Below are 12,712 nucleotides of genomic sequence, written 5' to 3'. Positions count from 1 at the left end.
ATTTGTTCACAGCCAAGCCCTGCCATTTCTGGCATACAGGCTGACCCCACCTGTTCCCGCTGAAATTCACCATGAAACCACTGCTGTACATCACCCCCCTCCGAGCCCTGTTGTTCGGCCTGACCCTGGCCCTGTTCGAGTTGCTCACCTACCTGGCCAGCGACGCTGTGATGCCGGCCATGCCCGTGGTGGTCGGCGACCTCAATGCCAGCCCCGAATACATCCCCCATGCCCTGAACCTGTACCTGCTCGGTGGCGTGGTGCTGCAGTGGTTGATTGGCCCCCTGGCCGACCGCTACGGCCGCCGCCCGCTGCTGTTGGGCGGTTGCGTGTTCTTCGGCGTGGCGTGCCTGGCGACGTTCTGGGTGCACGATATTGGCCTGTTCAACCTGCTGCGCCTGTTGCAGGGCATTGGCCTGGGCTTTGTCGTCACGGTCAGCTACCCGGCCCTGAACGAGGCGTTCAGCGAAGCCGACGCAGTGCGCATGATGGCCCTGCTGGCCAACATTGCCCTGCTGTCGCCGCTGCTCGGCCCCCTGGTGGGCACCTTGCTGCTGCAATGGCTGGACTGGCGCTGGCTGTTCGTGGCCTTCGCCATCGGTGCGGTGCTGGCCTGGGTGCTGTTGTACCGGTTGATGCCGGAAACCCTGGGCGTGGAGCGGCGCGACGGTTCGCGTCTGCCCTTTACCCCGATCCATTTGCTGCCGTTGTTGTCCGGCTACGGCCAACTGCTGGCCAACCGTCGCTTTGTCGCCGGTAGCGCCGCCCTGGGCTTGGTCGGGCTGCCCTTGATTGGCTGGATCGGCCTGTCGCCGGTGCTGCTCATCCATGACGAAGGGTTGAGCACGATGGAGTATGCGTTGTGGCAGCTGCCGGTGTTCGGCGGGCTGATCCTCGGCAACCTGATCATCAACCGTATTGCCGACCGTTACTCGCTGCCAGCCCTGGTGCGTGGCGCATTGTGGCCCTACCTGGCGGGCCTGTCGCTGATGGTGCTGGCGACCTGGTACTGGCCAAGCGTGACCAGCGTGGTGGCCGGCATGTCGCTGTATGCCCTGGGGCTGGGGGTGGCCAACGCCGTGCTGTACCGCATGACGCTGTTCGCCAGCGATCAGAGCAAAGGGCTGGTCTCGGCCATGTTGGGGATGATCACCATTGCCTTGCTGGGCCTGGGCGGGGCGCTCATGGCGATGATCGGGGCGGGTGCCAGTTTGCTGCACTTTGCCTTGGCGGCCAGTGTGGCGGGGGCGCTGGCGCTCTGGCCGTTGTGGTTCGTTGTGGGTGGGCGGTCTGGGGAGGGCGCCGTAGCCCAGTAGCATTCGTCGCCTGTACCGCCTCTGTGGGCGCGGGTTCACCCGCGAAGAGGCCGGTACAGGCGGCGAGGTACCCTCAGGGCCGTTCGGCCGCTGGGTTCTCCTCGGGCACCGGTTTGCCGGGCCCGGCTTCCTGACGCCACTGCAGGGCGATCAGAATCAGCGTCGGCACGCCCAGCAGGGCAGTGATCAGGAAGAAGTCGTGGTAACCGAACTTCTCCACCATGACCCCCGAGTAGCCGCCGATCAGCCGTGGCAGCAACAGCATGATCGAGCTGAGCAGCGCGTACTGGGTGGCCGAGAACTTCAGGTTGGTCAGGCTCGACAGGTAGGCGACGAACGCCGAGGTGGCCATGCCGGAGCTGAAGTTGTCCAGCGAGATGGTGACCACCAGCATGTCCAGGTTCGGGCCCATGTCGGCCAGCATCAGGAACAGGATGTTGGTCGCCGCCGAGGCCACGCCACCGATGAACAGGATCGGCATGATGCCGAAACGCACGATCAGCAGGCCGCCGACACCGGCACCGACCAATGTCATGATCAGGCCGAAGATCTTGCTGACGCTGGCGATCTGGTCCTTGGTGAAGCCCATGTCGATATAGAACACGTTGGCCATCACGCCCATGACCGTGTCCGACATGCGATAGGTGGCGATCAGCCCCAGCAGCAGCAGGGCCTGCCAGCGGTAGCGGGCAATGAAGTCGTTGACCGGGGTCAGCACCGGGGCAAGGCCGCGACGGCCCATGGTCGACAGGCACGCCCAGGTCAGCAGCACGTACAGAATCAGGCGCAGGAAGGCGCGGTCTTCCAGCAGCAGGTCAAGTGGGGTGGCGTCACCGAAGATCACGCTGGCCCAGTCGGTATTGAACAATTGGGTGAAGCTGGCAGGCACCGACACCAACAGCAAGATCAGCACGAATACCGACGCCAGCTGATGGACCAGGCCATAACGCGCCGCCGACAGCTGGGTACGCAGCGGCACCGAGGGTTCACGCATGACCAGGGTGGTGAACAGCGCCGGCAGCATCAGCAGGGCGAACATGATATAGGTGCCGGCCCAGGCCTTGTGCAGGTAGCTGAACCCGGTGGAGCCGAACCATTCGGCGAAGAACAGCGCGCCTGCCGTGGCCAGCAGGGCCGCTACCCGGTAGCCGGCCATGTAGCTGGCGGCGAGCGCGGCCTGACGCTGGTCATCGGCAATTTCCAGGCGATAAGCATCGACGGCGATGTCCTGGGTCGCCGAGGCGAACGCCACGAGCACGGCCATGGCAATCAGCCACGACAGGTGTTGCTGCGGGTCGCACAGGCTCATGCCGACCAGCCCGACCACCACCAGCGCCTGGGACAGCAGCAGCCATGAGCGGCGGCGCCCCAGGCCACCAAGCAGTGGCAGGCGCCATTGATCGAGCAGCGGCGACCAGACCCATTTGAAGGCATAGGCCAGGCCGATCAGGCTCGCGTAACCAATGGTCTCGCGGGCAACGCCTGCTTCGCGCAGCCATACCGAAAGGGTCGAGAACACCAGCATGTAGGGCAGGCCGGCGGCAAAGCCGAGCAGCAGAAGTACCAGGGTTGACGGGCTGGCATAGGCAGCGAGCGCAGCGCGCCAGGTTTTACGGGGCATGGGCCAACATCTGCCTCAAGTTTTCGAAAACAAAGCGCGCACTCTAACCGCTGTGCTCCATCGGGCGCCAGCCATGGCGCGTCATATCCACACGATTATTGGTTACATTCACGCCTTCTGCGCGCAACCGCGCCCGTTGTTCGTCGCCTGACGGCGTGCCCAATGCCAGGCTCAGGCGCCCGCCCGCGGCGAGTACCCGGTGCCAGGGCAGGCGGGTATCGCCTGGCAATTGCCCGAGGGTGCGCCCAACCCAACGTGCCGCGCGGCCAAGGCCGGCCAGCTCGGCAAGCTGGCCGTAGCTGACCACCTTGCCCGCGGGCACTTGCCCGAGCACCGAATACAGTGCCGTTCGTCGGGCTTGTGGCGTTTCCAGTGTGTGCCCGTATGCCTCAGACATCAGTGCCCCCGTGGCCTGTGGATGAAACCGGACCAGTGGCGAGGCAAATGCGAGTTGAACTCAACGGCATGTGCTCGGTCTTTCCTTGCTCTGGTTGTCCGTATCTGGATAATGCCCGGCTTTTTCGACGAATCGAACCCGTAGTCCGCCTATGTATTCTAGATCCCTGTTGTGCCTGTTAGCTGCCTCCCTGTGCACCGCGCCCGCGTTTGCCGACACCGTGTGGATGAAAAACGGTGACCGCCTGAGCGGCAAGATCAAAGTTTTCGATGGCGGCAAACTGCTGCTGGAGACCCCCTATGGCGGGTCTATCGCGCTGGACTGGAAAGAAGTCCAGACCCTGGAAAGCGACCAGGAAATGCTGGTCAAGCAGGATGCCTACAGCGGTGAGCGGGCCAAGTCGTTGAAAGCCGCCGAAGCCGGCAAGGTCACCCTGGCCAACGGCGAGGCGCCCAAGACCGTCGAGCTGGCCAGCATCGAGCAGATCATGAAGCCCAAGCCGGTGGTCGAGGACCTGGTCTGGAAAGGCAACGTCGACGTCGCCCTCGACTACAAGCGTGCCGAGAATGACACCGACGACTACGACGTCAGCTTCAAGACCACTGCCCGCCATGGCCGCTGGCGCCACAACGCCGAGGGCGAGTACAACCGCGAGACCAAGGACGACGTCACCACCACCGACAACTGGAGTGCCGAGTACGCCCTTGACCGCTTCATTACCGAGAAGTGGTTCTGGCAGGGCCGCATGGAGTACAAGCGCGACCGCATCGAGGACCTGGCCCGCCAGCGCACCGTGGGTACCGGCCCGGGCTACCAGTTCTGGGACGACGAGCTGGGCGCGTTCTCGCTGGGTTCGCTGATCAACCGTACCGACTTCGAATACCAGGACGGCGCCAAGGACAACTTCTATGCCGCAGCGGTCAAGTGGGACTACACCCGCTACCTGATCGGCAAGAATGTGCAGCTGTTCACCAATGGCGAAGTCGCCAAGCCGCTGGGCAGCGTGGCCAACTACTCGCTGGATGCCGAAATCGGCCTGCGCTACAAGGTCACCGAATGGGCCTCGCTCAACCTCAAGGCAGAGAAGGACATCATCAGCGGTACGCGTGACAGTGACCTGGACAAAACCCGTTACACCGCAGGCTTCGGCGTGACCTGGTAAATACCCAGCAAGTGTCAGCGGCCTTTTGTGGCAGCGGCGGGTGATAATGCTTATCTTGTCACCCATCCAGTCCGCTGCCAGGAGCGCCCTTCGTGAGTACCAATGCCATCCGCCCCGCCCGGGAACTGCTGCTCAAGGAATACCGCGGCGTGCTCTCGACCCACTCCAAGTCCATGCCCGGTTTCCCGTTCGGCTCGGTCGTGCCGTATTGCCTGGATGCACAGGGCAACCCGCTGATCCTTATCAGCCGCATTGCCCAGCACACCCACAACCTGCAAAAAGACCCCAAGTGCTCGCTGCTGGTCGGCGAACGCGAAGCAGAGGATGTGCAGGCAGTCGGCCGTCTGACGGTCATGGCCGAGGCGCACAAGCTGGTGGACGAAGCCGCCATCGAAGCCGCCGCCCAGCGCTACTACCGGTACTTCCCCGACGCCGGCAATTACCACAAGGCCCACGACTTCGACTTCTGGGTGCTGCAGCCGGTGCGTCACCGCTACATCGGCGGTTTTGGCGCCATCCACTGGCTTGACCAGGTGACCCTGGCCAACCCGTTCGCGGGCAAGGCCGAAGCGAGCATGATCGAGCATATGAACAGCGACCACGCCAAGGCCATTGCCCACTACGTCGAACTGACCGAGCTGCCACGCTCTGTGCCTGCGCAGATGGTCGGTATCGACAGCGAGGGCATGCACCTGCGCATCGGCCAGGCGGTCCATTGGCTGGCGTTCCCAAGCCCATGCAATACGCCGACACAAGTGCGCGAAGCCCTGGTTTTGCTGGCGCACGCCGACCAGTGGCCGGTTGCGGCTGAAGTCGAGGGTTGAAATTGGGAGCTTGCGCATCCATCTGAGGTCTTATTGGGAGGTTCTCTTCCGTCGAGGAATCTTTGATGCGTGCTTTTCTACTGCTGTTTTTGCTGTTTCCTGTGCTGGAGCTGTTCGTCTTCGTCAAGGTCAGCGCGGCGATCGGGTTTTTCCCCGCGCTGCTGCTGATCATCGCCAGTTCCGCGCTGGGTGTGCTGGTTATGCGGGTGGCCGGGCTGGCCACCGCACTGCGTGCCCGTGAAAGCCTGCAGCGCGGCGAACTGCCCGCTGAGGACATGTTCCAGGGGTTGATGATGGCGGTGGGTGGCGGCCTGCTGTTGCTGCCGGGCTTCATCAGTGACGTGCTGGGCCTGATCTGCCTGTTGCCATTCACCCGTCACCTGGCCGCGCGCAAAATGCGCCAGCGTGCCGAGGAGCAGGCCCTGCGCCAGCGGGCGTTTCAGGACGATCCGTTCCAGGCACAGCCGCCTAGTGACGCCGGCCACCGGCCCAATGTGATCGAGGGCGAATACGAGCGTCGCGACAAGTAACCTGCCGGGGCCGCTTCGCGGCCCCTGTTGTTTTCACCTTATGCCTTTGATGAAAATTTTTACGTATCAAGCCTTGTAATTGCATATGGCGGCCTCATGTATGGGTCACCGCAAGGTTTCTGGTGGCAACACCAGACATGACTCAGGTGGTTCGCCCCGTGCGGGCCACCCCCGGCAACGCCGGACCGCATCAACCCGCCGGTGTCGATACCGGCCGATGAAAACCACAATTTGGGAGAGATCGACAATGAAGCTTCGTCCTCTGCATGACCGCGTAGTCATCCGTCGCAGCGAAGAAGAATCGAAAACCGCTGGCGGTATCGTCCTGCCGGGTTCGGCCGCTGAAAAACCAAACCGCGGCGAAGTTGTTGCCGTCGGCACCGGTCGCATCCTGGAAAATGGCGAAGTGCGCGCGCTGGCCGTGAAAGTGGGTGACAAAGTGGTTTTCGGCCCTTACTCGGGCAGCAACACCGTGAAAGTCGATGGCGAAGACCTGCTGGTAATGGCCGAGAACGAGATTCTCGCCGTTATCGAAGGCTGATTTCCCCGACTTCCCGTTATTCCAAAGCATTTCAAGGATTAAACGACCATGGCTGCTAAAGACGTAAAATTCGGCGATTCCGCCCGTAAGAAAATGCTGGTTGGTGTCAACGTTCTGGCTGACGCGGTAAAAGCGACCCTGGGCCCGAAAGGCCGCAACGTGGTCCTGGCCAAGAGCTTCGGCGCACCGACCATCACCAAGGACGGCGTTTCCGTTGCCAAAGAGATCGAGCTGAAAGACGCGTTCGAGAACATGGGCGCCCAGCTGGTCAAGGAAGTCGCTTCCAAGGCCAACGATGCAGCCGGTGACGGCACCACCACCGCTACCGTTCTGGCTCAGTCCATCGTCAACGAAGGCCTGAAAGCCGTCGCTGCCGGCATGAACCCGATGGACCTGAAGCGCGGTATCGACAAGGCTACCGCCGCTGTCGTCGCCGAGCTGAAAAACCTGTCCAAGCCATGCGCCGACTCCAAGGCCATCGCCCAGGTAGGCACCATCTCCGCCAACTCCGACAGCTCCATCGGTGAAATCATCGCCGAAGCCATGGAAAAAGTCGGTAAAGAAGGCGTGATCACCGTTGAAGAAGGCTCGGGCCTGGAAAACGAACTGTCTGTCGTTGAAGGCATGCAGTTCGACCGTGGCTACCTGTCGCCGTACTTCGTCAACAAGCCGGACACCATGGTTGCCGAGCTGGAAGGCCCGCTGCTGCTGCTGGTCGACAAGAAGATCTCCAACATCCGCGAGCTGCTGCCAGTACTGGAAGCCGTTGCCAAAGCCGGCCGTCCGCTGCTGATCGTTGCAGAAGACGTTGAAGGCGAAGCGCTGGCTACCCTGGTAGTCAACAACATGCGCGGCATCGTCAAGGTTGCTGCGGTCAAGGCACCGGGCTTCGGCGACCGCCGCAAGGCCATGCTGCAGGACATCGCTGTCCTGACCGGCGGCCAGGTCATCTCCGAAGAAATCGGCCTGTCCCTGGAAACCGCTACCCTGGAGCACCTGGGTAACGCCAAGCGCGTCATCCTGTCCAAGGAAAACACCACCATCATCGACGGCGCTGGCGCCGACACCGAGATCGAAGCACGCGTCAAGCAGATCCGTGCCCAGATCGAAGAGACTTCCTCGGACTACGACCGTGAGAAGCTGCAAGAGCGTCTGGCCAAACTGGCTGGCGGTGTTGCCGTGATCAAGGTCGGTGCTGGCACCGAAGTCGAGATGAAAGAGAAGAAAGCCCGCGTTGAAGACGCCCTGCACGCTACCCGTGCAGCCGTTGAAGAAGGCGTGGTGCCTGGCGGTGGTGTTGCCCTGGTACGTGCTCTGAACGCTATCGTTGACCTCAAAGGCGACAACGAAGACCAGAACGTCGGTATCGCACTGCTGCGTCGCGCTGTTGAATCGCCGCTGCGTCAGATCACTGCCAACGCCGGCGACGAGCCAAGCGTTGTGGCCGACAAGGTCAAGCAGGGTTCGGGCAACTTCGGTTACAACGCTGCTACCGGTGAGTACGGCGACATGATCGAGATGGGCATCCTGGACCCAGCCAAGGTCACCCGTTCGGCACTGCAAGCTGCTGCTTCGATTGGCGGTCTGATGATCACCACCGAAGCCATGATTGCTGATGCTCCGAGCGACGCTCCAGCTGGCGGCGGTATGCCAGACATGGGCGGCATGGGTGGCATGGGCGGCATGATGTAAGCCAGCCTTACCCCCTAGCAGCATGAAAAAGCCCCGGCTCGCGAGAGCCGGGGCTTTTTCGTTCTTCTACGGCCCCTCTTTCAGGCCACGCGGCGCTCAGCGGCAGGCGCCTCGACCATGCCCCGCCGATACAGAACCAGGTAATACGAGCCCAACCCGATCAACCAGCAGAACACTGCCGTCCACACGTTGTGCGACAGAAAGTGCGCGCCCTGCATCATCCGCCCAACCGACAACACTGAACCGGCCACCACTGCTACCACCAATGCCACCCGGGCCAGGCGCGGGCGACGGTCGCGCAGCGCGAAGAACAGCGCAAACAGGCAAAATCCGGTCGCGGCATGGCCGCCTGGCCAGCACAGCCCGGGCTTGTCGGTAGCGGGCCGCGCCTCCAGCAGCTTGCTGTAGGTTTCCTTGCCGCCGAACTGGCTCAGGCTCCAGGGGCACTGTACCTGGGTGACCTTTTTAAGCGGTGTGACAAACGCCGTGGACAAACTCAACGCCAGCACCAGGCAGCCCAGTTCTCGGCGCCAGCCAAACAAGCGCTTCCAGAAGAAACTCAGGGCAAATGTCAGCAACGCCAGCAAACCCAGCACGATCACCACCTGCTTGACCCCGTCATGCAGCACGTTCTCCAGCCAGTAGCTGTGGCGCCCGATGAATTGCCCGGCGGCCGGGTCGAAGAACAGGTTGGCCACGTCCATGTCGACCGAGGTCAGCTCAAGCAGGGCCAAGGCCACTGCCGTCACCAACGGGATACCCAAGTACAGCCAGAGGTTGATCGGGCGAGGGCGGCTACGTTCGTGCATGACGACTCCAGGGCGCAAAAAAGATCGGGCATTATCGAGTGGCCGCTATCCTGTGTCCGTGAAGGATCAGTGAAAAAACTGTCAACGGCGGCGAATTTCGCCTGGGGGTGGCACAGTGCAGGCATTGGCCTTAAGCTGCGCCTGCCGCGCACCACAGCGAAGCGCCGCACAGGAGACCCCGATGCGCATTCTATTGGTTGAAGACAACCGCGATATCCTTGCCAACCTGGCTGATTACCTGGGCATGAAAGGCTACACCGTCGACTGCGCCCAGGACGGCCTGTCAGGTTTGCACCTGGCGGCCACCGAGCATTACGACCTGATCGTGCTCGACATCATGCTGCCCGGCATCGATGGCTACACCCTGTGCAAGCGCCTGCGCGAAGACGCCCGGCGTGACACCCCGGTGATCATGCTCACCGCCCGCGATCAACTGGACGACCGCCTGCAAGGCTTCCGCTCCGGGGCCGACGATTACCTGCTCAAGCCCTTTGCCCTGTCGGAGCTGGCCGCCCGCATCGAAGCGGTGCTGCGCCGCGCCCAGGGCGGAGGCCGCCGCACCTTGCAGGTCGCCGACCTCAGCTACGACCTCGACACCTTGGAAGTCACGCGTCAGGGGCGCCTGCTCAAGCTCAACCCGGTCGGCCTCAAGCTGCTTGCCGTGCTGATGCAAAAAAGCCCGCACGTGCTGCGTCGCGAGGTACTGGAAGAAGCCCTGTGGGGCGACGACTGCCCAGACAGCGACAGCCTGCGCAGCCATGTGCACCAGTTGCGCCAGGTGATCGACAAACCGTTCGAAAAACCGCTGCTGCATACCGTCCATGGCGTCGGCTATCGCCTCGCCGAGGGCCGCGATGGAGTTTAAGCAAAGCCTTGCCCAGCGCATCATCATCGCCTTTGCGTTGATGAGCGCGCTGGTCGCCGGGGCCTTCGCCTTCGGCATCGTCGCCACTGTGCATCTGGTTGAAGAGCGGCTGATTTCCACGGTACTGGGCGGCGACCTGCAGCGCCTGTTGCGCATGGACAGCGTGAGCGACTGGAGCCATCGACCGCGCCCTGACCAGCTGTTCTATTTCAGCGGCGGGCGTGATGATTTCGAGTTGCCCAAAGACTTGCGTCATCTCGACAGCGGCTTCCATGAGGTATTTCGCGATCAGCTGTCGTACCACGCGATGGTCGAGATCGTCGACGGTCGCCGTTATGTGCTACTGCAGGATCAGAGCGATTTCGAAGAGCGCGAGCGCGTGCTGTTCGCGGTGGTGGTCGTGGGCTTTGTGCTCAGCCTGGTGCTGGCCGTCATCCTTGGCTGGCTGGTGGCACGCAGGGTGATGGCGCCGGTGATCCGCCTGGCGCGGCAGGTACGCCATCGTGACCAGTTGCTCGGCCTGGCGCCGCCCTTGGCGCCCGATTATGCGGCAGACGAAGTCGGCCAGTTGGCCGTTGCCTTCGACGACACGCTGGGCCGCCTGCGCGATGCCTTGACCCGCGAGCGGCTGTTCACCAGCGACGTCAGCCATGAACTGCGCACGCCGTTGATGGTGCTGGCCACGTCGTGCGAGCTGTTGATGGAAAACCAGACACTGGACCCGCGTGCGCGCAGCCAGGTCGAGCGGGTCGCCCGGGCTACCGAGGAGATGCGCGAACTGGTCAAGACCTTCCTGATGCTGGCCCGTGCCCAGCGCGACGAGGGCGCCGTGGCCTCGAAGGCAACCCTGCGCGAGGTGGCCGACGAACTCACCGGCGTGTGGCGCGATACCATCGAGCAGAAAGGGCTCACCCTCTATTTCGATGGTCGAGTCAGCGCCAGCCCGGTCCTGTACAACGCCACCTTCCTGCAATCGGTAATGGGCAACTTGCTGCGCAACGCCGCGCACTACACCGACAGCGGTTACATTCGCCTGAGCCTTGAAGCCAATGGGTTCAGCGTGGAAGACAGTGGTGTGGGTATCCCCGAAGAGCAGCGCGAGGCGATGTTCAAACCCTTCGTGCGCGGTGCCGAACGGCGGGGCGAAGGGCTGGGCTTGGGCCTGTCACTGGTGCAGCGCATCTGTGACGACCAGGGCTGGCGGGTCACCCTGACATCGACCTTGCCGCACGGCTGCCGCTTCCAGGTGGACCTCAGCAAAAGTGTGGAGGTGGGTGACCCTTCGTCGCTCATTGGGTAATGTTTGGTAATACCTCCCGAAAGGACTAACACTTTTTTCACATTGGCATAACCTGATTCCAACGCTTGCTTTCCTAAAGTGGGCGTACTGGAGTCAGGAGATGCCCAATGCGTAGCCCCATCAAGCTTGAATTTTCCGAGAAATACGACCAAGAACACGCGCGCGAATATTTTCTCAAGCATCAGGATGGCCTGGCACGTCGCCTTTCCCACAAACGTGACGAGCAGTTGGCGCGTCGCGCCCTGGCCTTGGCCGGTGAGCCGGGCCTGGTGCTGGACCTGCCCTGCGGTGCGGGGCGCTTCTGGCCGCTGCTGGCGGAAAAACCCAACCGGGTGATCATCGGTGCCGACAACTCCGAGGCGATGATCGAGACAGCCTGTGCCGCGCAACCGCCAGAGGTGGTCGCACGGGTACGGCCCTTGCAGACTTCAGCGTTCGCCATCGACCTGCCGGACAATTCGGTCGACAGCATTTTCTGCATGCGCTTGTTCCACCACATTGGCGAAGCCGCCCACAGAAAGACGATTCTTTCGGAATTTCAACGAGTTAGCCGTGATAGTGTGATCCTGTCGCTGTGGGTGGATGGCAACTTCAAGGCCTGGCGACGGAAAAAGCTCGAGCAGCGCCGTAGCGCCAAGACTGAGCAGGACAATTACCAGAACCGTTTCGTGTTACCAGCGGATACGGTCGAAGAAGAATTCAAGGCAGCCGGCTTCAGAATTCAGGAACGCTTGGACTTCCTGCCGTTCTATGCCATGTGGCGAGTCTATGTATTGCGCAAGGGGTAGTGTTTGATGGCTGTAGCCCGGAACGGGGAATCGCGGTTCGATTTTTACTGGCGCCAGCAGGGTGAGTGGGTCGAGGAACCCAACCAGCGGCGGGGTGGCGAGAGTGGCGTGCAACGCCTCAACGACGCCAGCGGCAAACTGCTGTATGCCAAGCGCCAGGTCGGGCACATCTATCGCAGCTTGCTGCACCCTTTTGGCCGGCCGACCGTATTGCGTGAACTCGATGCGCTCAACAGCTTCGAGCAATTGGGTGTGCGTGTACCGCGCATCGTCTTTTGTGGTGCCGAGCGCGATGCCGATCATCAATGGCGGGCGCTGCTGGTCAGCGAAGCGCTGGATGGCTTCATCGAACTCGACACCTGGCATGCCGAAGGTGCCCGCGAGCGTTATCCGCAGGTGGTGCATGAGCGCATGCTCAAGGACCTGGCCGATAACCTGGCGCGCATGCACCTGGGGCATTGGCAGCACGGCTGCCTCTATGGCAAGCATGTCTTCATCAAGGTCATCGGCGAGGGCGAACAGGCGCGGGTCGAAGTCGCCCTGCTGGACCTGGAGAAGTGCAGGCGGCGTATCAGCTGCCAGCGCGCGGCCGGTAACGACCTGCGTCAGCTGCGCCGCCACTCGTCGTTGAATGATGCGGAATGGAAAACATTGCTCTACTTTTACCAGATGGCGTTTGGCAGCGTTGTCAAAGGGTTAGAGCAATGAAACTAGAAATCGCTCGAGCTTTGTTCCTGGTAGCCGGGTTGGCCGTGACCACCGTGGCGGTGGCCGCCTGGGAAGAGCCGAAGCCGATGGTGTTCAGCAAGGCCGAGATGGCGGACCAGTGCGCATTGCCGCGGGTGGCAAAGCAGCAAGCGCAGGCCA

13 protein-coding genes are annotated in these 12,712 nt (G+C 62.3%); 10 read left to right on the top strand and 3 right to left on the bottom strand.

The window, feature by feature from the left end; all coding sequences use genetic code 11:
• Positions 1–71: 71 nt before the first annotated feature.
• Positions 72–1,316 carry an MFS transporter gene (locus NP534_RS21995; protein WP_274100101.1) on the top strand — a complete coding sequence of 415 codons (1,245 nt, stop codon included), beginning with the start codon at positions 72–74 and terminating at the stop codon, positions 1,314–1,316.
• 73 nt (positions 1,317–1,389) lie between these two features.
• On the opposite strand, the gene NP534_RS21990 is transcribed toward NP534_RS21995, so the two are convergent.
• Positions 1,390–2,937, bottom strand: a complete 1,548-nt coding sequence (locus NP534_RS21990) for an AmpG family muropeptide MFS transporter (protein ID WP_033702815.1) — start codon at positions 2,935–2,937, stop codon at positions 1,390–1,392.
• 43 nt (positions 2,938–2,980) lie between these two features.
• On the bottom strand, positions 2,981–3,334 hold the full coding sequence (locus NP534_RS21985; protein WP_274100100.1) for an MGMT family protein: 354 nt from the start codon (positions 3,332–3,334) through the stop codon (positions 2,981–2,983).
• A gap of 151 nt (positions 3,335–3,485) precedes the next feature.
• On the opposite strand from NP534_RS21985, the gene NP534_RS21980 reads away from it, so the two are divergent.
• The 5 genes from NP534_RS21980 (at position 3,486) to groL (ending at position 8,083) form a co-directional block, all read left to right on the top strand.
• Positions 3,486–4,496, top strand: coding sequence for a DUF481 domain-containing protein (locus NP534_RS21980; RefSeq protein WP_274100099.1), 1,011 nt, complete (start codon positions 3,486–3,488; stop codon positions 4,494–4,496).
• Between the two features lie 92 nt (positions 4,497–4,588).
• Positions 4,589–5,320, top strand: a complete 732-nt coding sequence (locus NP534_RS21975; RefSeq protein ID WP_274100098.1) for a HugZ family pyridoxamine 5'-phosphate oxidase — start codon at positions 4,589–4,591, stop codon at positions 5,318–5,320.
• Positions 5,321–5,385: 65 nt separating this feature from the next.
• Entirely contained in the window at positions 5,386–5,850 is a 465-nt protein-coding gene (locus NP534_RS21970; protein WP_274100097.1) for an FxsA family protein, read from the top strand.
• A gap of 247 nt (positions 5,851–6,097) precedes the next feature.
• The gene (locus tag NP534_RS21965) at positions 6,098–6,391 is read left to right on the top strand and encodes a co-chaperone GroES (protein WP_012274036.1); all 294 of its coding nucleotides are present in this window, start codon (positions 6,098–6,100) and stop codon (positions 6,389–6,391) included.
• 48 nt (positions 6,392–6,439) lie between these two features.
• The gene (gene groL, locus NP534_RS21960; protein WP_033702809.1) at positions 6,440–8,083 is read left to right on the top strand and encodes a chaperonin GroEL; all 1,644 of its coding nucleotides are present in this window, start codon (positions 6,440–6,442) and stop codon (positions 8,081–8,083) included.
• Positions 8,084–8,163: 80 nt separating this feature from the next.
• On the opposite strand, the gene NP534_RS21955 is transcribed toward groL, so the two are convergent.
• Positions 8,164–8,892 (bottom strand): phosphatase PAP2 family protein, encoded by a 729-nt coding sequence (locus NP534_RS21955; RefSeq protein ID WP_274100096.1) that lies wholly within the window; start codon positions 8,890–8,892, stop codon positions 8,164–8,166.
• 181 nt (positions 8,893–9,073) lie between these two features.
• Between NP534_RS21955 and colR the strand changes: the two genes are divergently transcribed.
• The 4 genes from colR (at position 9,074) to NP534_RS21935 (ending at position 12,553) form a co-directional block, all read left to right on the top strand.
• Complete coding sequence (colR, locus tag NP534_RS21950; RefSeq protein WP_003255215.1) at positions 9,074–9,757, top strand: two-component system response regulator ColR; 684 nt, start codon at positions 9,074–9,076, stop codon at positions 9,755–9,757.
• Positions 9,747–11,057, top strand: coding sequence for a sensor histidine kinase (locus NP534_RS21945; RefSeq protein WP_274100095.1), 1,311 nt, complete (start codon positions 9,747–9,749; stop codon positions 11,055–11,057). The genes colR and NP534_RS21945 overlap by 11 nt, the downstream gene beginning before the upstream one ends.
• Before the next feature lie 107 nt (positions 11,058–11,164).
• Positions 11,165–11,845 (top strand): class I SAM-dependent methyltransferase, encoded by a 681-nt coding sequence (locus NP534_RS21940; protein WP_033702806.1) that lies wholly within the window; start codon positions 11,165–11,167, stop codon positions 11,843–11,845.
• A gap of 6 nt (positions 11,846–11,851) precedes the next feature.
• Positions 11,852–12,553, top strand: a complete 702-nt coding sequence (locus NP534_RS21935; RefSeq protein WP_033702805.1) for a lipopolysaccharide kinase InaA family protein — start codon at positions 11,852–11,854, stop codon at positions 12,551–12,553.
• Positions 12,554–12,712 lie beyond the last annotated feature (159 nt).

Origin of the sequence: Pseudomonas sp. 39004 (genome assembly GCF_028682155.1) — a bacterium.
Classification (GTDB): Bacteria; Pseudomonadota; Gammaproteobacteria; order Pseudomonadales; family Pseudomonadaceae; genus Aquipseudomonas; species Aquipseudomonas capeferrum.
This window is presented reverse-complemented; position numbering and strand designations above follow the sequence as displayed.

What these genes read in the sequence shown, in the direction of transcription:
- NP534_RS21995 (WP_274100101.1), top strand. Translation starts at nt 72, where the DNA reads ATGAAACCACTGCTGTACATCACCCCCCTCCGAGCCCTGTTGTTCGGC.
- NP534_RS21990 (WP_033702815.1), bottom strand. Translation starts at nt 2,937, where the DNA reads ATGCCCCGTAAAACCTGGCGCGCTGCGCTCGCTGCCTATGCCAGCCCG.
- NP534_RS21985 (WP_274100100.1), bottom strand. Translation starts at nt 3,334, where the DNA reads ATGTCTGAGGCATACGGGCACACACTGGAAACGCCACAAGCCCGACGA.
- NP534_RS21980 (WP_274100099.1), top strand. Translation starts at nt 3,486, where the DNA reads ATGTATTCTAGATCCCTGTTGTGCCTGTTAGCTGCCTCCCTGTGCACC.
- NP534_RS21970 (WP_274100097.1), top strand. Translation starts at nt 5,386, where the DNA reads ATGCGTGCTTTTCTACTGCTGTTTTTGCTGTTTCCTGTGCTGGAGCTG.
- NP534_RS21965 (WP_012274036.1), top strand. Translation starts at nt 6,098, where the DNA reads ATGAAGCTTCGTCCTCTGCATGACCGCGTAGTCATCCGTCGCAGCGAA.
- groL (WP_033702809.1), top strand. Translation starts at nt 6,440, where the DNA reads ATGGCTGCTAAAGACGTAAAATTCGGCGATTCCGCCCGTAAGAAAATG.
- NP534_RS21955 (WP_274100096.1), bottom strand. Translation starts at nt 8,892, where the DNA reads ATGCACGAACGTAGCCGCCCTCGCCCGATCAACCTCTGGCTGTACTTG.
- colR (WP_003255215.1), top strand. Translation starts at nt 9,074, where the DNA reads ATGCGCATTCTATTGGTTGAAGACAACCGCGATATCCTTGCCAACCTG.
- NP534_RS21945 (WP_274100095.1), top strand. Translation starts at nt 9,747, where the DNA reads ATGGAGTTTAAGCAAAGCCTTGCCCAGCGCATCATCATCGCCTTTGCG.
- NP534_RS21940 (WP_033702806.1), top strand. Translation starts at nt 11,165, where the DNA reads ATGCGTAGCCCCATCAAGCTTGAATTTTCCGAGAAATACGACCAAGAA.
- NP534_RS21935 (WP_033702805.1), top strand. Translation starts at nt 11,852, where the DNA reads ATGGCTGTAGCCCGGAACGGGGAATCGCGGTTCGATTTTTACTGGCGC.